19 protein-coding genes and 2 pseudogenes are annotated in these 20,610 nt (G+C 70.0%); 16 read left to right on the top strand and 5 right to left on the bottom strand.

Features of this window, described 5'->3' with window-relative positions:
- Positions 1-167: 167 nt before the first annotated feature.
- The 3 genes from ACZ43N_RS16435 to ACZ43N_RS16425 all read left to right on the top strand — a co-directional run bounded on the left by ACZ43N_RS16435 (position 168) and on the right by ACZ43N_RS16425 (position 2,241).
- On the top strand, positions 168-1,124 hold the full coding sequence (locus ACZ43N_RS16435; RefSeq protein ID WP_468098074.1) for a hypothetical protein: 957 nt from the start codon (positions 168-170) through the stop codon (positions 1,122-1,124).
- An 84-nt stretch (positions 1,125-1,208) separates the two neighbouring features.
- Positions 1,209-1,865: a DUF433 domain-containing protein gene (locus ACZ43N_RS16430; protein ID WP_319054427.1), complete on the top strand. Its 657-nt coding sequence runs from the start codon at positions 1,209-1,211 to the stop codon at positions 1,863-1,865.
- Positions 1,866-1,896: 31 nt separating this feature from the next.
- Positions 1,897-2,241: a PIN-like domain-containing protein gene (locus tag ACZ43N_RS16425; protein ID WP_468098073.1), complete on the top strand. Its 345-nt coding sequence runs from the start codon at positions 1,897-1,899 to the stop codon at positions 2,239-2,241.
- 25 nt (positions 2,242-2,266) lie between these two features.
- Here ACZ43N_RS16425 and ACZ43N_RS16420 read toward each other — a convergent pair.
- Positions 2,267-2,335 (bottom strand): annotated as a pseudogene (locus ACZ43N_RS16420) (aminotransferase class I/II-fold pyridoxal phosphate-dependent enzyme); the annotation flags it as partial.
- A 180-nt stretch (positions 2,336-2,515) separates the two neighbouring features.
- Between ACZ43N_RS16420 and ACZ43N_RS16415 the strand changes: the two are divergent.
- Positions 2,516-3,070 (top strand): Uma2 family endonuclease, encoded by a 555-nt coding sequence (locus ACZ43N_RS16415; RefSeq protein WP_468098072.1) that lies wholly within the window; start codon positions 2,516-2,518, stop codon positions 3,068-3,070.
- Between the two features lie 76 nt (positions 3,071-3,146).
- Here the strand turns inward: ACZ43N_RS16415 and ACZ43N_RS16410 are convergent.
- Positions 3,147-3,616: pseudogene (locus tag ACZ43N_RS16410) on the bottom strand (aminotransferase class I/II-fold pyridoxal phosphate-dependent enzyme); the annotation flags it as partial.
- A gap of 152 nt (positions 3,617-3,768) precedes the next feature.
- Here ACZ43N_RS16410 and ACZ43N_RS16405 point away from each other — a divergent pair.
- A complete protein-coding gene (locus tag ACZ43N_RS16405; RefSeq protein ID WP_468098071.1) occupies positions 3,769-7,446 on the top strand; it encodes a BTAD domain-containing putative transcriptional regulator in 3,678 nt (1,225 codons plus the stop codon).
- Between the two features lie 232 nt (positions 7,447-7,678).
- Here the strand turns inward: ACZ43N_RS16405 and ACZ43N_RS16400 are convergent, their stop codons facing one another.
- Both ACZ43N_RS16400 and ACZ43N_RS16395 read right to left on the bottom strand, forming a co-directional pair.
- Positions 7,679-8,254: a hypothetical protein gene (locus ACZ43N_RS16400; protein ID WP_468098070.1), complete on the bottom strand. Its 576-nt coding sequence runs from the start codon at positions 8,252-8,254 to the stop codon at positions 7,679-7,681.
- A gap of 218 nt (positions 8,255-8,472) precedes the next feature.
- Positions 8,473-9,711 (bottom strand): pyridoxal phosphate-dependent aminotransferase, encoded by a 1,239-nt coding sequence (locus tag ACZ43N_RS16395; RefSeq protein WP_468098069.1) that lies wholly within the window; start codon positions 9,709-9,711, stop codon positions 8,473-8,475.
- A gap of 1,066 nt (positions 9,712-10,777) precedes the next feature.
- Here ACZ43N_RS16395 and ACZ43N_RS16390 point away from each other — a divergent pair.
- Positions 10,778-12,034, top strand: a complete 1,257-nt coding sequence (locus ACZ43N_RS16390; RefSeq protein ID WP_468098068.1) for a helix-turn-helix domain-containing protein — start codon at positions 10,778-10,780, stop codon at positions 12,032-12,034.
- A gap of 129 nt (positions 12,035-12,163) precedes the next feature.
- Here ACZ43N_RS16390 and ACZ43N_RS16385 read toward each other — a convergent pair whose 3' ends face one another.
- Positions 12,164-12,523, bottom strand: coding sequence for a GntR family transcriptional regulator (locus tag ACZ43N_RS16385; protein ID WP_468098067.1), 360 nt, complete (start codon positions 12,521-12,523; stop codon positions 12,164-12,166).
- Between the two features lie 254 nt (positions 12,524-12,777).
- Here ACZ43N_RS16385 and ACZ43N_RS16380 point away from each other — a divergent pair, with 254 nt between their 5' ends.
- The 10 genes from ACZ43N_RS16380 to ACZ43N_RS16335 all read left to right on the top strand — a co-directional run bounded on the left by ACZ43N_RS16380 (position 12,778) and on the right by ACZ43N_RS16335 (position 20,563).
- Complete coding sequence (locus ACZ43N_RS16380) at positions 12,778-13,242, top strand: hypothetical protein (RefSeq protein WP_468098066.1); 465 nt, start codon at positions 12,778-12,780, stop codon at positions 13,240-13,242.
- Positions 13,239-13,454, top strand: a complete 216-nt coding sequence (locus ACZ43N_RS16375; RefSeq protein WP_468098065.1) for a hypothetical protein — start codon at positions 13,239-13,241, stop codon at positions 13,452-13,454. Before ACZ43N_RS16380 ends, ACZ43N_RS16375 begins: the two co-directional genes overlap by 4 nt.
- A 26-nt stretch (positions 13,455-13,480) precedes the next feature.
- Positions 13,481-14,878 carry a replication initiator protein RepSA gene (repSA, locus tag ACZ43N_RS16370; protein ID WP_468098177.1) on the top strand — a complete coding sequence of 466 codons (1,398 nt, stop codon included), beginning with the start codon at positions 13,481-13,483 and terminating at the stop codon, positions 14,876-14,878.
- The gene (locus ACZ43N_RS16365) at positions 14,875-15,072 is read left to right on the top strand and encodes a helix-turn-helix domain-containing protein (RefSeq protein WP_468098063.1); all 198 of its coding nucleotides are present in this window, start codon (positions 14,875-14,877) and stop codon (positions 15,070-15,072) included. The genes repSA and ACZ43N_RS16365 overlap by 4 nt, the downstream gene beginning before the upstream one ends.
- The gene (locus tag ACZ43N_RS16360; protein WP_468098061.1) at positions 15,072-16,322 is read left to right on the top strand and encodes a tyrosine-type recombinase/integrase; all 1,251 of its coding nucleotides are present in this window, start codon (positions 15,072-15,074) and stop codon (positions 16,320-16,322) included. The genes ACZ43N_RS16365 and ACZ43N_RS16360 overlap by 1 nt, the downstream gene beginning before the upstream one ends.
- A gap of 173 nt (positions 16,323-16,495) precedes the next feature.
- Positions 16,496-16,702 carry a hypothetical protein gene (locus ACZ43N_RS16355; protein WP_468098059.1) on the top strand — a complete coding sequence of 69 codons (207 nt, stop codon included), beginning with the start codon at positions 16,496-16,498 and terminating at the stop codon, positions 16,700-16,702.
- Between the two features lie 137 nt (positions 16,703-16,839).
- The gene (locus tag ACZ43N_RS16350) at positions 16,840-17,067 is read left to right on the top strand and encodes a hypothetical protein (RefSeq protein ID WP_468098058.1); all 228 of its coding nucleotides are present in this window, start codon (positions 16,840-16,842) and stop codon (positions 17,065-17,067) included.
- A gap of 95 nt (positions 17,068-17,162) precedes the next feature.
- Positions 17,163-17,591, top strand: coding sequence for a hypothetical protein (locus ACZ43N_RS16345; RefSeq protein WP_468098057.1), 429 nt, complete (start codon positions 17,163-17,165; stop codon positions 17,589-17,591).
- A 499-nt stretch (positions 17,592-18,090) separates the two neighbouring features.
- Positions 18,091-18,612: a DUF2617 family protein gene (locus ACZ43N_RS16340; protein ID WP_468098056.1), complete on the top strand. Its 522-nt coding sequence runs from the start codon at positions 18,091-18,093 to the stop codon at positions 18,610-18,612.
- Positions 18,613-18,916: 304 nt separating this feature from the next.
- On the top strand, positions 18,917-20,563 hold the full coding sequence (locus ACZ43N_RS16335; protein ID WP_468098055.1) for a polyamine aminopropyltransferase: 1,647 nt from the start codon (positions 18,917-18,919) through the stop codon (positions 20,561-20,563).
- The last annotated feature ends 47 nt before the right edge of the window (positions 20,564-20,610 follow it).

The raw sequence follows: 20,610 nt of genomic DNA, 5'->3' as shown, positions 1-20,610 counted from the left end.
CACCCTCCCTGGCCGCGAGGCCGCATCACCCGTCCGGGTGACCGGCTTGCAGGTGCAGGATGCGGACGGTTACCTTCGCCGCGACAACCGCACAAAGACTTCGGCCCCCGGCCGGGACGGCAATCCCGAACGAGGGCCTGACCGATCAGGAAGTAGACCCCTTCCCGATGGCTGACCCGCAGTCTAACGCGCCCTTGCGCGCCGACGCCGGAGCTCCGACTTCCGGCGTGATCCACGTACGCACCCGCCTCACGGCCGACTTCACGGTGATCTCCAACGCCCTCGCGCAGCGGCGCGGCAGCGCGGTCACGGTCGGTGTCGCGGCGTACATCTCCTCTCTGCCCAGCGGTACTTGTGTGAGCATCGCCGCCCTGTGCGAGCACTTCGACGAGGGCGAGATCCTCATCTCGCGAGCGCTGAGGGAGTTGGAAGCGGCCGGATACCTGGAACGCCGCCGCGAGCGAACGCCCACCGGGCAGGTCCGTACCCGGACGTACTTCTACGACGTACCCGGCGGCGAACCAGACCCCGACCCGGACGGGCCTTCCAAACCCCCCGGGCCTCGTCGCCCCCGGACGCAGTCCGCCACTGCCACGCCCGCGCCCGGGGCCGTGCGAGACACGGAGGAGGCACCTGTACCGGGGGAGGAGACGACGGCGGAGACCGCGGATCCGGAAGCACAGGCCGAGACCGAGCGCAAGCCCGAGACGCCGGCCCCGCTCGCCGACGTCGACCCCCGAGCCATCGCCGTACTCGCCGGCCTCCGCCGGGTCGACCCCCGTCTCGTCCTGTCCGAGCGGGAAGCCTCCCGCCTAGCCCCGGCGGTCACCCGGTGGCTCGGGGCAGGTCTGCTGCCCACTCAGATCACCGACCACCTCACCGCACGACTCCCGGCAGACCTCCTCGTCCGACCGGTCGGCATCCTCGCCTACCGCCTCAAGGAGACCCCCCTGACCGCACCGGCGACCAAAACCCCTGAGACCCCAGAACGCCCAGTGGTCTTGGACATGCGGAACTGCGACGGCTGCGACCGGGGCTTCCGCTCGGCGGGACACAGCCACTGCCGGGACTGCCGGTCCCGGCGGGACTGCCGGTCCCGGGGCCGACTTCCCGCGATCGGCTGAGCCGGTGGCCGGATGTGCGGTCCCCCGCAGGTGGGAGGCTTGATGTGGCACGATGCGAAATCTGACGTCAAGAGGAGGTGGGGCATGGTCGACAGGTTCACGGACGGGCTTCTGACGCCCACGGAAACAGCCTCCTACCTTCAGATTCCCCAGTCGACCCTCACCTCGTGGCTGAAGGGCAAAGCCGCCGGAGCACCACTGGTCCACCAGGTGGAGCCGGTGCGTAAGGGGCAGCCTTCGGTGCCGTTCATCGCGGTGGCCGAGGCGCACGCCCTTCGTTCCCTGCGTTCCCTGGGGCTCCGCATGAGCGAGATCAGAGAGGCCGCCGCCGCCGTGCGGGACGCTCTCGACACTCCCTACGGCCTCGTCTCCAAGAGAATCGCCACAGACGGCGTGGACATCTTCATCGAGCACGGCTGGGGGGATCTCCGCAGAGCCCGCGACGGCCAGGTCCCCATCCACGAGGTGGTCTCCGACTATCTCCGCTACCTCACCTGGGAACCGGGAGACGACTTCCCCTCCAGCCTGCGGCTGAGGCAGTACCCGGACTCCGTCCCCGTCGTGATCGACCCGAGGTTCGGCCACGGACTCCCTGTCGTGGCCGCGAACCGCGTCACGGTCCAGGCCATCACCGACCTGTGGGAGGCCGGGGAAACCGTCGAGGACATCGCGTACGACTACGACATGACGCCTGAGCAGGTGGACGCGCTCTGCCAGGCAGTGGTGCACCTTGTCGCCTGAGTTCTTCCTCGACCGGAATCTCCGTCGTCGTGTGGCGGAGGGACTGAGAGCCTGTGGTTGGACGGTTCACCGCATCGGGGACGTCTTCCCGGACGACGGCCAGGACATCCCGGACGAGGAATGGATCACGCACGGTCTCGACCGCTGCTGGGTTCCGCTGTCGAAGGACGGGCGGATCAAGACCCGGGACCTGGAGATCCGACCGGTCCTGGAAGGCGAGGCGGTGCTGTTCTACCTGGACAATCAGCAGCTTCGGAGCGCCGAGATGATCGATCGCCTCGTCGCGCACCGGGACACGATCCACCGGGCGATCGAGAAGGGCGGTCCGGCGGCCTACGCCGTGCGGCACGACCGCATCGAACGCACCTGGCCGTGAGGGGCCGGCGAAGGAAGGCCGACAGGGTCGCGCCGAGGGGGCGGATGTCCGTGGTGATGAAGTATGTGCCCGCCGTCCGGAACACCTCGAACCCGGGTGACACCTCGCGCCTGCCTATTCGTTTGTCGTGTGACAGACCCCCCGCTGCGGATCTCCGGCACCGCCGGTGAGCCGGCCGCACAACCTGTCCGGACCGGTCTTCGGGCCGCACCGCTGGGCTCGGTGACACGGCACCGTCCGCCGTATCCTGACCACACCAGGGAAGGAGCCGTCCATGACCGTCGACGCGATCGTGCACACCGAGTTCCCCGAGGGGTACACGGTCCTGTTCGGGGCCGACGGAAAGGTGATCATGACCCCGCAGAGCGAAGAGCACTCCAGCACCATCAGGTCGATGCAGATCGACTCCGCTCTTGCCCTCGGCCGTCACGCCAAGGTCACCTCCGACGTCTACATCGACTTCCCCGCCGACGAGAACTCCGCACCCGATCTGGCGATCCTCCGCGAGGACGCACGCAAGCAAGGCAAGCGCTACGGCTTCGAGGACGTCCTGCTGATCTCCGAGGTCGTCTCGACGTCCTCCGCGCGCAGGGACTACGACGACTGCACCGCCAAGTACGGCCGCTACGGCATCCCGATCTACCTGGTCGTGGACCCCTACGCCCAGGAAGTCGTCCTCCACACCCAGCCGACCGCCACGGGTTACATCGCGGCACACACCCACAAGTACGGCACGGGCAAGCTCCCCATCCCCCTGGCCGACGGCCGCACCTTCACCCTCGACCTGGACGAACTCCCGCGCCCGGAGCCCGAGTCGGACACACGCTGAGGAGAGGCCCCTGTCACGGGGAGCAGTCGGCGCTACCGGCGGCTCGGAGCACCCGTGTCCGTGAGTGCGTCGGCTGTCACACGGACAGCGACTTGAGCCGCTTCGCAGCCTCCTCCAGTACCTCTGCGCGCTTGCAGAAGGCGAAGGGGACGTAGGGCGCGCCCGCCCTCGCGGTGGTCGTAGAAGACCGCGTTCGGGATGGCGACGACCCCCGCCCGTTCCGGCAGTGCGCGGCAGAACGCGAAGCCGTCGCCCTCCTCGGACCGGGTCGCGCCGAGGGGGCGGACGTCGGTGGTGATGAAGTACGTGCCCGCCGTCCGGAACACTCCGAACCCGGCGTCCGCGAGCCCCGCCGCCAGCAGGTCCCGCTTGGCCCGCATGTCCGCGCGGAGCGCGTCGAAGTAGCTGTCGGGCAGCGCGAGGGCCTCGGCGACGGCGTACTGGAACGGCCCGGACGCCACGTACGTCAGGTGACGCCACGTACGTCAGGTACTGCTTAGCCGCGCGCACGGCCGACACCAGCGCGGGCGCCACCGTCACCCAGCCCCCGCCGCGTTCACGCACTCATCCGCGGCTCCGACACACCGCACCTCTTCGTGCTGTGCCCTCGCCACGCCGAGAACTCACACCCTGCCTGCTTGATCGGTCCATGACATTATCCTCCGCCGCGGGGACAGGCACAGAGGAGGCAGGCAACGATGAGTCGGCGTCCAGGGCCCAGCACACTGGGGGAACTGCTGCGCGGGTACCGGTTCGCGGCCGGGCTCGGCCAACGGGCGCTGGCCGAGCGGGCGGGGATCAGCGTCCGGACCCTGCGTTACCTGGAGCAGGGCCAGATCCGCCGGCCGCACGCCGACTCGATCCAGCGCCTGGTGGCGGCGCTGAACCTGTCCGAGGCCGCGCGCACCCGGCTGCGGGAGGCCGGCGAAGCCGCGGCGTCCTCGCCGGGGACGGCAGGACTGCGCGTGTCGGTCCTCGGTCCGTTGGTGCTGCACCTCGACGGCAGCCCCGTCGAGGTCCCATCAGTGCTACAGCGCAGCCTGCTGGGGCTGCTGGCCATGCAGCCGGGCGTGGTGGTCGGTACCGACGAGATCGTCGACGTGCTGTGGGGCGAGCAGCCGCCACGTACCTGTCGGCAGTTGGTGCAGACCTACGTCAGACACCTGCGCGATCTGATCGACCCCCACCGGCCCGGGCCCGACGCGGGGCGCGTGCTGCGGGCGACCAAAGGCGGGTACCGGGCCGATCTGTCGGCCGAAGAGTCCGATGTGGCCACCTTTGACGAGTTGCTCGGTCTGGCCCGGCGTGCCGAGACCGGTGGCGACCGCGCTGCCGCGCTGGAGGCATACGGCCGAGCGCTGCGGTGCTGGCGAGGACCGGTGCTGGCCGATGGCTGCGAGCGGATCCGGGTACATCCGACGGCGGTCGCGATCGGTGGTCGTCAGGTCACGGCGGCTGTGGCCCGGGCGGACCTGGCGCTCGCGCTCGGCAGCGCGGAGGAAGTGGTCGCCGGCCTGCGTGAGCTCAGTGCGCGCGAGCCGTTGCACGAAGAGCTCGCCGGCCGGCTGATGCTGGCCCTGGCCTCGTGCGGGCAGCAGGCTGCAGCGCTCGACGTCTTCACGCGGATCAGCAGCCGGCTCGACGCCGACTTGGGTCTCCAGCCCTCCGCGGCACTGCGCGCCGCGCATCTGCGGGTGCTCCGCGCAGACTTACCCCCGAAGCCACCCGCCTTACCCGCGTTACCCGACTTACCCGCGCCGGTATCATCTCCCGCTGCCGACGGGCCGGTCCCGGCGCAGCTTCCCGGGCTGACGCTCGGCTTCACCGGCCGGGCCGATCAGTTGCGGCAGCTGGACTCCCTGCTCCCCGACCCGGCGACGGGGGACGGCCCTCACCAGACGGGGACGGTGCTCGCGGCGATCACCGGTGCCGGTGGCGTGGGCAAAACCGCCCTCGCGGTGCACTGGGCGCATCGGGTACGCGATCGCTTCCCGGACGGCGAGCTGTTCGTGGACCTGCGAGGTCACTCGGCACAGGCTCCGGTGCGTCCGGTCGAGGCGCTGGCCCGGTTCCTGCTGGCGCTGGGCGTGGCAGCGGAGCGGATTCCCGCGACGCCCGAGGCCGCTGCCGACCTGTACCGCACACTGTCCGACGGGCGGCGGATGCTTGTCGTACTGGACAACGCCGTGGACCCGGAGCAGGTCCGGCCGTTGCTGCCCGGCGGGCTCGGCTGCGTGGTGCTGGTCACCAGCCGTGACCGGCTGGCCGGGTTGACAGCCCGTGACGGGGCCCGCCGTATCGGGGTGGACGTGCTCGCTCCCGAGGAGTCCCGGCTGCTGCTGCGCCGTATGCTCGGCGAGAGCCGGGTCGACGCGGACCCGCAGGCCGCGGCGGACCTCGCTCACGCCTGCGGCCACCTTCCGCTGGCCCTGCGGATCTCGGCCGCCAACGTCGACCAGACCCCCTGGCGTACCCTGCGCGACCAGGCCGACGAACTCCGCGAGGGCGACCGGCTGACCGCCCTGTCCGTCACCGGCGACCAGACCACCGCCGTACGGACTGCCTTCAGTCTCTCCTACCACGCCCTCGACGCCCCGGTTCGACGGATGTTCCGCTTGCTGGCCCTGCTGCCCGGCCCGGAAACCGGTCTGCGGGCCGCCGCCGTCGTCACGGGCACCACCGTCGAGGACGCCGCCCGGCTGGTGGAGCGGCTCACCGCCGCCCACCTGCTCCGCGAGCACCGGCCCGGTCGCTACCGCTTCCATGACCTCGTGGCACTGTACGCCGCCGAACGGCTTCGCCTCGAGGAGACCGACACCTCCCGCCGAGCGGCCTCCGACGCCCTCTACGACTGGCTGCTGGCCGCGGTGGACCGCTGCGCGTCACTGCTCTACCCCGGGATGAAACAGCGCCTGCCCGGGGACGACGTCGCTGCCCGGAGCGATGCGGCGCCGCCGGAGATCACAGACGCCGCGGCGGCGATGCGCTGGCTGGACGCCGAACTGCCCAATCTGGCGGCGACCGTTCACCAGGCCGCCGCCGAGGGCCATCAGGCGGCCTGGCTGCTCGCCAACGCCCTGCGCGGCTACGCCTGGATCCGCAAGCACACGGTGGACTGGACGGCCCTCGGTCAGGCCGCTCTGGCCGCTGCCCGTGCCGCCGGAGAGCCTGTCGCCGAGGCCGCCATGCACCATCTGCTCGGCCACGCGCACGTGCGGCAGAGCCGGGTCGACACCGCGATCACACATTTCGAGCAATTGTTCGCACTCGCCGAGGCCGCCGACTGGCGGGAGGGCGCCGCCATCGCGCACACCAACCTCAGCATGGTCAGCCGGCTCAGCGGCCGGCTGCGGCGCAGCGCGGAGCACCTGGAGCGGGCCATGGAACTCGACCAGCAGGGCGGCCTGTCGGACGGGCATCCCGTCGTCCTCGGCAACCTTGCCCACGTCCTGCGTGACCTTGGCCGCCTGGCCGAGTCACTCGACTGCCTCGTTCGGGCGGAGCGCCTTCCGGCGGCCCTGGACAACCAGCACAACCAGATACGCAGGCAGGCAGACCTCGGCCGTACCCGGCACCTGCTCGGCGACACGGTGAAGGCGGCGCGCCACCTTCAGGCGGCCCTGGCGATGGCCAGGGAGTGCGGCGACCTGGGAGGCGAGGCGTATGCGCTGCGGCTGACGGCCTCCGCCGGCAGGGACGCGGGCGACCTCGTCCGAGCCCTGGAACTGGCACGGACCGCCGCCGCCCTCAGCGACCAGGACGTCGACGACTATTTCCGGGCCGCCGCCCGCCTCACCCTCGGCAGTGTGCTGCTCGCCCTCGGCCGCCACGGCGAAGCCTCCGAGGCCTACCGGGAGGCACTGAAGCTGGCCCGTGAGCGTGGCGCGCACGACCTGGAGGCACGCTCACTGATCGGGCTGGCGTCCGGTCGGCGTCCCCTGGACCGGGAACAGGCGGCCACGGCGCTGGGCATCGCCCGCCGCACGGAGTACGTCCTGGTGCAGGGCGAGGCACTGACCGTCCTGGCCCGCGGCGGCCTGGAACACGGCGAACCCGCCGTCGCGGCCGACCACGCCCGCCAGGCCCTGGCCATGCACCGCCATTCCGGTCACCGCAAGGGTCAGGCACATGCCCTGGACCTGCTCGGCCAGGCCGTGGAGGCGACGGGCGAGGAGGACCCCGCGCCGTACCGGCGAGAGGCCCTGGAGATCTTCGACGCGCTCGGTGACCGGCATGCCGCAGCGCTTCGACGGCGGCTCGTCACGGCGGACGGGGGAATGGACGGGGGAATGTACCGCCCGCGCTGCGACACCGCGGACGCCTCGGCCGATCCGACAGCATCCGGACCGGGCACCTCGCCCGCACCCGTGCCATGACCCGTGCAGCCCGGACCACGCCGGGAGTCGGCGTGGTCCGGGCTGCGTCGAGCAGGTGCGGCGGCACGGCGGCGACCTGTCCTGCCGTCCGAAGCGGTGCAGGGCGGTGTCGCGCCCGGGGGCGCTGACGCCTCCGGCGAGAGCGGGAGCCCCGGCGCGGTCCCTTGAGCCGGACGGCCTACCGGACGACGCGCGGTGGCCGAGGCGTCCCGGTCGTGGACCTGGTGGAGGGTCAGTTCGGGCTGATCTTGGTCCAGGTCAGTTCCCTCTGGTCGCCGTGGCGCCAGCCGCGGGTGCGGACCGGGTCGGTGCGGGGCTTGTCGCGCCCGTCGAGATAGGGGGTCCTGGCATCGACGTTCTGCCCGCTGTCCAGGAAGGACTGCAGCGCCGCGGCCCCCCAGCCCTCCTGTCCTCCCCAGGACCAGAGTTCGTCGTTCCCGTTGCCGCTGCTCCCCTCGGGCTCCATCACCACAGGGAGCTCGTTGCCACCGTGGAAGGCCATCACCTGGTCCTTGCCCAGGTTGTACAGCGTGAACTGCCAGTCGGGGCCGAACTGCTTCCATCGGCAGTAGAAGTTGCCCTTGGCGGCATCCTTGGACACCATCCAGAGCGACTGGTTGTCGGGCGAGGCGCACAGCACGGCGTCGTTGAACCGGCCGTTCTGCAGCATCACCCCCGCGGCGGCGGGGGCGGCCGAGGCCGACGTGGCCGGCGCAGCGGTGATGCAGAGCGCGGCGAGGCCGGCCGCTGCGGCGAGGCGGGCGCCGAGGCGGCCTCGGCTCCGAGAAACGCGAGTTGACGAAGACATGTGAAGAAACTCCCTACCTGTCGTCCAGGGCTGAGGACCCGGACAGGCTTCCCTGCCAGGTGTGTGTCCGTCCCTCCACTGCCTCCGGAGTGGACATGTCAAAGGTAGGGATGGGGTGTGTGTACCGCGCCGCACGCGCGACGCAGGGGAAAACCCCTGCTGGCGGCGGTGATGCGGCAAGAACCGGCAAAACGTGGGGCGGCGGTGAGCGGGCGGGGTCAGTGCGCGAATGCCTTGCGGAGCCGTTCGGCCGCGTCGGCCAGGACCTCCGTGCGCTTGCAGAAGGCGAAGCGGACGTAGGGTGCGCCCGTCTCCTTGTGGTCGTAGAAGACCGCGTTCGGAATGGCGACGACCCCCGCCCGTTCCGGCAGCGCGCGGCAGAAGGCGAAGCCGTCGCCCTCCTTGGACAGGGTGGCGCCGAGGGGGCGGATGTCGGTGGTGATGAAGTACGTGCCCGCCGTCCGGTACACCTCGAAACCGGCGGCCGACAGCCCCGTCGCCAGCAGGTCGCGCTTGGCCAGCATGTCCGCGCGGAACGCCTCGAAGTAGCTGTCGGGCAGCGCGAGGGCCTCGGCGACGGCGTACTGGAACGGCCCGGACGCCACGTACGTCAGGTACTGCTTCGCCGCGCGCACGGCCGACACCAGCGCGGGCGCCGCCGTCACCCAGCCCACCTTCCACCCGGTGAACGAGAACGTCTTGCCGGCCGACCCGATGGTCACCGTGCGCTCCCGCATGCCGGGGAAGGTGGCCAGTGGCAGATGCTCCGCGTCGTCGAAGACGAGGTGCTCGTACACCTCGTCCGTCACCACCAGCAGATCCCGCTCGACGGCCAGCTCGGCGATCGCCGTCAGCTCCGCCCGGGTGAGGACCGTGCCGGTCGGGTTGTGCGGGGTGTTGATCAGCAGCAGCCGGGTCCGGTCGGTGACGGCGGCCCGCAACTCGTCGAGGTCCAGCCGGAAGCGTCCCTCGTGCGGCCGCAGCGTCACGGGGACCCGCCGGCCGCCCGCCATCGCGATGCACGCCGCGTACGAGTCGTAGTACGGCTCCAGGGCCACCACCTCGTCACCGGGCTCCAGCAGCCCCAGCAGGGCCGCCGCGATGGCCTCCGTGGCGCCCGCCGTGACCAGGACCTCCGTGTCCGGGTCGAACGTCAGCCCGTACCGCCGCAGCTGGTGCGCGGTGACCGCGGCGCGCAGCTCGGGCACGCCGGGACCCGGCGGGTACTGGTTGCCGCGCCCGTCCCGCAGCGCCCGTACGGCGGCCTCGCGGACCTCCTCGGGTCCGTCGGTGTCCGGGAAACCCTGGCCCAGGTTGATCGAGCCGGTCTGCAGGGCGAGCGCGGACATCTCCGCGAAGATCGTCGTCCCGAACTCGGCGAGCCGCCGGTTGAGCACGGGCCGGGCGGCGATACCGGTGGGGTCTGCGGGGCTTGCGCTGGAGGTCATGGCCGTCATCCTGCGCCGAACCTCTGGAGTTCCTCAACTAGCCTTCGCGCATAGGCGCCAGCGGCGATATCCAGCACACCGCCCCTGACCAGCGGGAAAGTGGTCGGCACCTGTCGTCGCCTGTCGTCGTCGGCTGTCCTCGGACGGCCCCGAGACGGCCCCGCGAAGGGCTCTCCGTATGGGGGCACAAGGAGGGCGGCTGCCTAGTCGTCGTCCCTCGACGCTTCGGCAACCGCCCGTTTATACAAGAATCAATCATTAAGGGATATATAGTTAACTATGGGCAGTTCGGTCCAGTAGACAGCCTCCGGGACGTCGGGAATCGTGCCGTGCGGACAGAGTGGCGGGTTCCGGTGCTGCCGGAAATCACTGGCCGTCGCCTTCGACTTCCACCCTTCTACCGCCTTCAAGTTGCCGCCACTGCCGAAACACAAGTGAAACGCAAGATCTTCAGGGAATTGGATCCCCGCGTCTTCGCGTCGCTTGAGTTCTTGGAAGTAGCAGTCTGCGCACATGTGCGTTGGGGCGGCGAGATACGTTGTGATCATTTTATTACCTTTCCGTTCCATTTGAAATGATCTTTACCGTATGAGTGATACCTCCCTTCTGTCTGCATGCAGGGTAGCCCGTCTGGGCCTCAATGAGCAGTGCACTCTGCGCGTGACGCTTAGGTCGGCGGAGCGACTTTGGCCGGGAGCTGCTTTGGCGCGAGTGATCATGGCCCCGTAAGCTTTCGGCGCGTCGGGCAGTCTGTTGACCTGCCCGTTAAAGCACGACGTTGGGGCCATGATCTTCGAGGCTCGCGCCAAAGTGGCTGGCTAAAGTCGCGGAGCCGACCGCCCCAGCCACGACGTGTTCTGACCTCATGCCGCCGGCCAACCCTCACCAGGGCGCGCGTCGGCGCAGCGCGGGCGGAGCGGGCCGAAGGCAGGAGCGTCGCCCGGAGCGGAGCCGGGAAGCGCGCCCGGCGGAGCGGAGCGCAGCCGGGGCTTGATGAGGTAGAGAAATCCGTAACTGGCTTCTGTTTGAGGGCAGTTCGGCTATCCACTGTCACTTTTACTGACAGTGCCAGGGGATGGGCGTGGGTACCGTCGTAGTGTCGAAGGGACCCATGATGAAGGCTGAACTGACTACGGGGCAGCGTGTAGCGAGGGCACGTCGCCGACTCGGATGGGATCAAGCGCAACTGGCGGCTGCTGTCGACCGCTCCGTTAGCTGGGTCTCCAAGGTCGAGACTGGACGCCTTCCACTCGATCGAATGAGCGTCCTTGGTCAGCTTGCTGACGTGCTCGGCATAGAGGTCATTGAGCTGACGGGACAGCCATACCGGCATGACACTGCGGAACTCGATTCCGGTCACGCTGCCGTCCCCGGCCTTCGTCTCGCCCTCCAGCAAGCGACCATGCCCGGCGGGGCTGCACTGATCACGACGACTGATCTTCCGACCCTTCCCGGCCTCACTACGCGGGTCGAAGCTGCCGAGAGGCTCAGGCAGGATGCCGCGTTCACGGCACTGGGTGATGTCCTTCCCCAAATCCTCCGTGACCTGGTCGTTCTCTGTGATGCGTCTGACGGGGATGACCTGGTTCGAGCCGAAGGGCTCATGCTCCGTGCGAGCCATATGGCGCGTGTGTCCTCCAATCTGCTCGGGCATCACGATCTCGGCTGGAGTGCTGTTCAGCGGGAGCTGGTGGCTGCGGAGCGCGCCGAGTCGCCGATCCTTCAAGCTGCGGCCCGGTGGGACCTCTGCGGCGTCTGGCTGCATGAAGGTTCGCTCGCTGCGGCGCGTGATATGGCGCGTAAGGCTCTCGATGACCTGGAACCGCACCTAGCCACGGGTGATCAGACAGTGCGTGCGTTGTGGGGCGCGATGCACCTTCGTGCGGCGGTCGCATGGTCGCGGCTCTGGGATCGCTCGGAGGCAGAGTCACATCTGACCGAGGCCCGCCAGATTGCCGCCGGCGTACCGGCGGACGGAAACGCCTTCCAGACCCAGTTCAACGCCGTGAACACACAGATTCACTCGGTGGAAGTGAGCCTGGAGCTGGGCCACCCTCGTGACGTGCTCTCGCGTGCTGAGCTGGTGAATATCACCCGTATCGCATCGGGTGAGCGACAGTCGCACTTCTGGGTCTGCATGGCGGCCGGGCAGATGATGAACCGCAAACCGGCGCTTGCCGCTGACGCAATCCTGAAGGCTGACGCGATTGCTCCGCAGCACGTGCGCAACAGGCCGCTTGCTCGCAACCTCGTCGACGACTTGAGGTCGACCGACCGGCATTCACACTCGGCGGAGATCAGGCGTCTCGCCACGAGCATGAAGTTGGGCTGATCACAGAGTTAGAAGGGGGGAAGACTGTCGTGAGGGTCGCGGACAGGGCGCGGTTATTGATCGAACTGCACGACATCCGGAGGAAGCTCGTCGAAGCGACGCAACGCGTGGATCGGCTGTCTTCCTCTGTCAAGGACGCTCGCGAACCCGTTCTTCGAGCCGATCGAGCCGTGAGTTGATCAGCTGCAACGCGGCCTTGATCTCGCCCAGCTCGTCAATCATCTGGTCGGCCTCGTCCGCTGTGTCCGTACCAACCGGGTCGCTGGCAACGAAGGTTCCGCGCCCCTGCTGGCTCACGATCAATCCTTCTCGTCGGAGGACATCGAGAGCATGGCGAATCGTCATGGCAGCAACGCCGTAGCGGTCCGCCATCTTCGCGTTTCCGTCGAGCCGCTGACCAGCCTTAAGGGCTCCAGAAGCAATCCTCTTCCGGAGATCATCGGCAACCTGCTCGTAGGCGTTGCGGGGGTCGTTTGGGCTCACGGTCACGTCCCCAGGTTACCTAAGTGACCTAAAGAAATCTGCCCCCAGGTCTTGTCAACGGCTCTGAGGTAACTAATCTAGGTAACACAAGAGAAGTTGGACAGGTTGCCCTGTCTGAGCCCGGAGGGCGGCGCCCTACCGCCAAGCAAGTCGCCGCCCTCCTTCGTCCCTCGAAGGGAGCTTCCATCATGCCCGCAACCCTGGTTGCCGAGCACGTTGCCCCGATCCTTCCGTCTGTGCCTGCCGTGTCGGTGGAGGACTTGTCGAACGCTGAGCGCGCGGTCGCGCTGTACGCCTCGGACATGCCGACCCGCTACCGGAACCGGCGGGGAGACCTCGACCTGTTGACCTCCTGGGTCCTCCAGGGCGTCACGCGGCTGGGCCTGGATGAGCTGCACCGGTCGGCCGCGTACGCCTACGGCTACCGGCTGCTGTGGGCGGCTGGCTGGGTCACCCCGGAGCAGAAGGCGGCGCACGCCCTCCGGTTCCCGTCCGCTGCACGACTGGACCGCGCCGAGCGGCTTGCCGCCCTGGTCACCTGCTACTCCGAGATGACCCCGGAAGCCAGGAGGCGCGGTCGTCGGCCCCTGGTGGAGGGCGCCTGCCTCTGCGCCGGTACCGGCTGGGTCGCCTCGGACATGGGGGATGACACGGACACGCTTCACGCCTGCCCCGGTCACAACCCCGGCGGTCGCCTCCCGGTGCGCGTGGAGGTGGCGGCATGAGCCTGAACCCCTCCTGCTGGGACCTGCTCGACGCCTTCAACCGTCCGGCCACCTGCCCCGGCTGCCAGGCTCACGCGCCCGGTTGGGTCCGGGTGCCGTTCGGCGGCGTGATGGTCCTGACTCACGACGGTGACCTGATCTGCCCGGCTGACCACACCTTCGGCGCGTCGACTCGCCCCGCGCCAATGAACCCGGTGGGGGTGGCTGCGTGACGGTCTTCCCCGTCGCCCCGGAGGCCGTGGCCGGTGCTGCGGCCTCCATGGGAACCGACCCTCTGACGCTCGCTGACCTGCTGCGGGTGGCGAACTCGCCGGGCTTCGACCGCTGGCAGGAACAGGTACGCCGCACCGGCGGCTGCGCCCACCCGATCCGGCTCATGGGCCAGACCGTCACCCGCGACCGCGCGACCGGGGACGTCCTGTACTCCTACAGCACCGAGCAGGAACCGGGCGGCATGCTCCGGGTCGCCTGCGGCAACCGGCGCGCCTCGCGCTGCCCGGCCTGCGCCTGGACCTACGCCGGGGACACCTACCACCTGATCCGCGCCGGGATCACCGGCGACCTCACCAAGGGCGTCTCCTCGGACGTGCGGGACCACCCCCGCGTCTTCGCCACGCTCACCGCCCCCTCGTTCGGGCCCGTGCACAACCGCCCGGACTCCGGGCGCTGCCGCTGCGGCACCGAGCACGCCGAGGACGACCCGGCACTCGGGACGGCGCTCGACCCCGGCCGGTACGACTACGCCGGGGCGGTGCTGTTCAACAACTTCGCCGGGGACCTGTGGCGCCGGTTCACGATCTACCTGCGCCGGGAGATCGCCGCCCGTGCGGGCCTGACTCAGACGGCTTTGAAGGAGGTGTGCCGGGTCGCCTTCGGCAAGGTCGCCGAGTTCCAGAAGCGCGGGGCCGTGCACTTCCACGCGGTCGTGCGCCTCGACGGTCCGGACGGGCCCGACACCTCCCCGCCCTCCTGGGCGACAGTCGCTCTCCTGGACGCTGCGATCAGGGCGGCTGCGGCCCGCGTCTCCGTGCCGGTGCCCGCGTCCGGCGACCTCCCGGCCCGCACGCTGCGGTGGGGCTCGCAGGTCGACGTGCAGCCCATCGGCGCCCTCGGGCACGAGGAACTGACCGAACAGGCCGTGGCCTCCTACGTGGCCAAGTACGCCACCAAAGCAGCCGAGACCACCGGCACCGTGGATCACCGGATCGGGGAGCTCTCGGAGCTGGACAAGCTCCCGCTGCCCGCGCACACGCGACGGCTGATCGAAGCCTGCTGGGACCTGGACGACGCATACCCCGAACGGCTGCTGGCGCGCTGGGCCCACATGCTCGGCTTCCGCGGGCACTTCTCCACCAAGTCCCGCCAGTACTCCACCACCCTCAGCGCCCTGCGCCAGGTCCGCGCCGACTACCGCGCCCGCCAGGAACGCCGCGAACGGGGCCTGTCCGAGGATCTCGACGACTCGGAGGGCTCCACGCTCGTGCTCGCCCACTGGACCTACGCCGGACAAGGCCACACCCCCGGCGAATCCTGGCTCGCCGCAACCATCGCAAAGGAGATCCGACTGAACCGAGAAACAGCACGCGAAGCCCTCGCCGACATGCCCGATTCGGAGGACTGGGAGGTCTGCGCATGAGCCTGCCGCTGCCTGCCCAGTATCTGACTCCGGAAGACCTGGTGACGCTGCTGCGCCTTCCCAGTGTCGAGACCGTCTACCAGTGGCGCCGGAAGGGCATCGGACCCCGTGGTTTCAGGGTGGGCCGGTACCTCCGCTTCGATCCGGACGACGTGAGGGTCTGGGTTGAGTCCCTGATGAAGGGGGCTGCCTGATGGCCGGACATGTTCAGGACCGCTGGTTTAGGTCTGAGGTCACCACCGACGGTAAGACCGTCCGCGTGAGGACCGACCGTCACGGCACCGGCATGCGCTACCGCGCCCGCTATGTCGGCCCTGACGGCACCGAGAGGTCCAAGAGCTTCCCCGATGGCAAGAAGCGTCTCGCCGAGAAGTGGCTGAGCGCCATCGAGACGGATATGACGCGCGGTCAGTACACCGACCCCAAGTCGGTGCGGATAACCTTCCGGCAGTACGCCGAGCAGTGGTTGGACACCAAGACCTCCAGTCCAATGGCCCGGAAGGAACTCGGCCGGCGCCTGCGGCTCCACGTCTACCCGGTGCTTGGTTCACGGCCGATTGGGACCTTCCGGCCCGAGCACATCAGGGAGCTGCTGGCCGCCCTGGAGGCGAAGCCCGGCGTGAGTGCTTCCTACACCCGGAACATCTTTGCCGATGTTCAGTCGGTCCTGTCGGCGGCCGTCGACGACTCGCTACTGTCCCGCAACCCGTGCAGTGCGCGGACTGTGCGGCGGCCCAAGCCTGACGCGCACCCGATGGTCCCGTGGGAGTCCGGGCAGGTGTTCGCGGTTCGAGCGGCCCTACTGGAGCGATACCGGGCCATGGTCGACGTTGCCGCCGGGTGCGGCCTGCGTCAGGGCGAGGTGTTCGGTCTGGCCGAGGACGCCATCGACGTTGATGGGCGCACACTCCATGTGGTCCGGCAGATCAAGCACGTGGAAGGGCACCCGGTGTTCGCCCTCCCCAAGGGCGGCAAGAAGCGGGATGTTCCGCTGCCCGACTCTGTAGCGGAAGCTTTGCGGGCACATATGGAGGCCAGCAAGCCCATGGAGATCACGTTGCCCTGGAATGTGCCGGAGGGGCCAAGGGCGTCTGCGCGACTGATCTTCACGGCTGAGCAAGGGGGCATGGTGTGGCGGAGCAACTTCAACGGCAAGGAGTGGAAGCCTGCTCTCGCGGCGGCCGGGCTCATCCCCGATGCCGACGATGACGGCAAGTACGAGTCGGCGCGTCAACACGGGATGCACGCCCTTCGGCACTTCTACGCCTCCGCGCTGCTGGACGCGGGCGAGAACATCAAGGCCGTCAGTGAGTACATGGGGCACGCTGATCCGGCGCTGACGCTGCGGGTGTATGCCCATCTGATGCCCGACAGTCGCGAGCGGGCCCGGCGTGCCATCGACACCGTGTTTCAGCGGCTTCCCCAGGGAGATCACGGCCCATAGACGGCCCAGTAAGGTTCGGACGGCCCCTGAACTGCCATTTCGCGCAGGTCAGGGGCCGTCGTCTTGCCTGAACCCTCTGAAGTTCCTCAACTCTGCTTTGGGCCGTGATGCGCGAGGGCATCCCCAGGTCACGCACGACCCACGGGGGGTGTGCACGGGGGTACGAAAGGCTGGTGACGGAGGTGGAGATCCTCGTCTTCCTCGTCTTCGGAGTGGTTGTGCTGATGAGCGTTCTGTCGACGCTCAGCGGGGGTTCGCGGCGCCGTCGGCGCCGTAGCTGGTGGGCGGACGGCGGGTCGTCCGGGGACGGCTCGTCCTGCGGCGGCGGCTCGTCCTGCGGAGGTGGGGGCTGCGGCGGGGGCGGCGGAGGCGGCGACTGACCGCGTACCTCTGGACTTGCTCAACTCCGCTTTGAAACACCACACGCGGGGGCATCCCCGCGTCACGCTGGACGACGAGGCGCCCACGGGGGGCGTCTTGGGGGACCGCGGGGGACAACGGAAAGGGGGACGACGCCATGGACATCGGCATCGTCATCGGGCTCGTCTGCTTCGCACTGATCGTGGTGTTCGCCGTCATCGTCAGCTCCAGGGGAGCGGTACGGGCCGGCAGCTACAGCCGACGCCGGGGCAGCTGGTGGGCCGACAGCGGGAACTCGGGCGGCGGGGGCGGCTGCGGGGGCGGCTCGTCCTGCGGCGGCGGTAGTGGATGCGGCGGCGGTGGTGGATGCGGCGGCGGCAGCTGAGCCAGGGGGGCTCGGCGGCACCGCACCGGTGACAAGGCGAGGCGCCCACGGGGGGTTGCTTCGGGGGACTGAAGAAAAAGAAGGGGGGTGGCGCCATGAACGCGATCGCGGTCGTCGGCATCATCCTGGGGGTCGTCTTCATGGTGCTGTTCGCGGTCTTCACGGCCGTCAAGAGGAGCAGCTCCAACGCGATGCGATCGGGAAGCCGCCGCACAGGCGGACACGGCGGCGGGAGCGCCCGCCGCAGCAGCAGTGACAGCGGCACGCACAGCAGCGGCGACCAGAGCTGGTGGGTGCTCGGCGGTGCCGCGGGCGTCGGCGACGGTGGGTCGTCCTCGTCGTCGGATGACCACAGGCACCCGTCGTCCGGGGGCGGCGGTTCGTCGTGCGGCAGCAGCTCGTCGTCCTGCGGCAGCAGCTCGTCGTCGTGCGGCAGCAGCTCGTCGTCGTGCGGCAGCAGCTCGTCGTCGTGCGGCAGCAGCTCGTCCTGCGGGGGCGGGGGCGGATGCGGTGGAGGCAGCTGACACGGGGCAGCCGAGCTCCACGACACGAGCGCCCGCCGGGATCGAACTCCCGGCGGGCGCTCGTGTGTCCGCATCCGCGGTGCCGTCACACCTCCCACCCGTGCGGAGTGCCCCGCGTGCACGCCTGGGTACGCAGGGAGGGCCCGGTTGTCCGGCGGGCGCTCCCCGCCGTTCACGCGCCCGCCGGGATGAGCGCACGAGTAGCACTTCCATGGCAGGGGCGCACGCCTGCTTGAACAGTTGAGCTGTGCAGCCCTCGGGGGGATGGAAAGCACGTCAAGTTGGGTAAAAACGCTGTGGTGGCGCCACAGTTCATGATTCCCTATAAATCGCCAACACAGCCCCCGGACGTCCCTCCCGGCAGGTCTGTCCTGGCTTGACCGGACCGCTGGGACGTCGTCCCCACCCGACCTGGCTGACCGGGCCGCATCCCCCGGTGCCGAACGGGGTGCGCCGGACCACCCCTCTTCTCTTCTTTGCGTGCTAGCGGAGCCGACCCATGCTCACGACCCTGAACACGACCTACACCGACACGAGCGCGGCCGACCTGGCGTGGGCCCTCGGCCGCGAACCGCTGCCCGCGCTCGCCACCCTCGACCTGGAACTCGCGGGAGCGAAGCTTCAGTTGAGGCTTCTCGGCGCGTCCCACCAGGTGCTTCTCGAGGAGGAGAGGGGCAGCCACTGCTCGGAGACGGTCGCCTGCATCCCGGGTTCCAGCACGCCCCTCCCGCTCGGAGTGGCCAAGCGAGTCGGCGACTGGGAGTACGAGTTCGCCGCCCGCGTCGAGGTGTTGTCGCCCGGCTCCTTCGCCGGCCGCGCCCAGGAACTCCTCGCGCTCGTCTCCGACCACCCCCACGGTCTCGCCGGGGTGTTCCCCGGCAGCCCCCACGCCTTCACCGCGATGCTCGCGCAGCGCCACGAGGGCCAGGTCCACTGGCGTACGTGGCATGCGTACCCTCAGGACGGCCAACTGGTCGCCACGAGGACGAGGGTGGGGGTTCGGGTGCCGGTGCCGCTGTGAGGGTGCCGGGTGCCGGGTGCCCAATGGCTCGGGGTTCGGGGTTCGTCGGCGGGTGGGGGTGCGGGTGCGTGGGGCCTGCTCGCGCAGTTCCCCGCGTCCCTCAGAAGCAGGAGCCTGCGCCCCGTGCGTTTCGATGGAGAACGGGTCGCAGGCCCGCCTCTTCAGGGGCGCGGGGAACCGCGCGAGAAACCACGAACCACCCGCACCCGCCGACGAACCTCGAACCCCCGAGCTATTAGGTACCCGGCAGACCACCCTTGTGGGTGACCCAGCCCCGCGCTCACGCGAAGGTAGCGTGCCAGGAGTGATCGAGCCGCACGCCCCCGCACCCCTTGGCGCCTCACCCTCACGGGGAGGTCACGGCGGTTCCGGTGGCGGTGGCACCCCCGGAGGGCCCAGCTGTGGAGTGGCCCGGCTCCCCGTCCGCCCCGGCGTCGGCCGCTTCCTCGTCCTCGCCGGTGTCTTCGTCTGTGCGGCGTGCGGACTCGTGTACGAACTCGAACTCGTCGCCCTCGCCTCCTACCTGATCGGCGACTCCGTCACCCAGGCGTCCGTCGTCCTCTCCGTCATGGTCTTCGCCATGGGTATCGGCTCCCTCGCCGCCAAACGCCTCCGCCCCCGCGCGGCCTTCGGGTTCGGTGCCATCGAGGCCGCCCTCGCCCTCATCGGCGGCTCCAGCGCCCTCGCGCTGTACGCCGCGTTCGCCTGGACCGGCGACTGGGGCGGCGTCTGGGCCGCCGGCTCCCGTCATCTGCTCGTCGCCTTCTCCCTGGCCATCGGTCTGCTCATCGGCGCCGAGGTCCCGCTCCTGATGGAGCTGATCCAGCGCATCCGCCGCCAGGACGCGGGCGGCGCGGTCGCCGACCTGTTCGCCGCGGACTACGTCGGCGCACTGATGGGCGGCCTCGCCTTCCCCTTCCTCCTGCTGCCCTGGCTCGGCCAGCTGACCGGCGCCCTGCTCACCGGCACGGTCAACGCCCTGGTCGGCGGCAGCCTCGTCCTCGGCCTGTTCCGCCACGACCTGAGCCGCCGTGCCCGCTGGCTGCTGCTCGCCGCCAACGCCGCCGTCCTCGCCCTCCTCGCCACGGCCGCCGTGCACGTCGACGACTTCGAACGCGCCGCCAGACGCGCGGTGTACGGCAAGGACGTACGCGTCGCGGTGCAGACCGACATCCAGGAGATCGTCCTCACCGGCGGCCACCACGGCCGCCCCCTCTCCCTCTTCCTCGACGGCCGCCTGCGCGTCAGCGGCCGCGACGAACTCCGCTACCACCGGGCCCTCGTCCACCCCGCGATCGACGCGGGCCGGCACGCCCGCGTCCTCGTCCTGGGCGGCGGCGACGGCCTGGCCGCCCGCGAGATCCTGCGCCACGACGGCGTACGGCGGGTGGACGTCGTCGAACTCGACCCGGGCGTGCTGCGCCTCGCCCGCACCGACCCCGCGCTCTCCGCCCTCAACGGGCACGCCTACGCCGACGACCGCGTACACGTCGTCACGGCCGACTCCTTCACCTGGCTCCGCCGTAGCCGCCCGCCCGCCCCGTACGACGTCGTGATCGCCGATCTCCCCGACCCCGGTATCACCGACAGCGCCAAGCTGTACTCGCAGGAGTTCTACGGCCTGGTCCGCGACGTCCTCGCCGACGACGGCCGGCTGGTCGTGCACGCGGGCCCGGTGGCGTCCCGCCGCGCTGTCTTCTGGACGGTCGACGCCACCCTGCGCGCCGCCGGCCTGCACACCCACGCCTACCAGGTGGTCGCCCACACCCCCGGCTCCGGCACCCACACCGCCCGCGTCCCGCGCGACTGGGGGTTCGTCATCGCCACCCGCGACACGGCGGGCGCGGGCCGTGCGGTGGACCTCGGCGGCACCGGCACCCGCCTCGGGGACGCCGCCCGCGTCGAGGGGCTGCCGCCGTCGACCCTCGTGCATCCGAGGTACGCCCACTGAACCCGGCGTGACGGCGCCGGTACCACGGGGTACGGCCGCAGGGGGCG

The sequence above is a fragment of the Streptomyces sp. NPDC030814 genome, from assembly GCF_055572155.1.
This window is presented reverse-complemented; position numbering and strand designations above follow the sequence as displayed.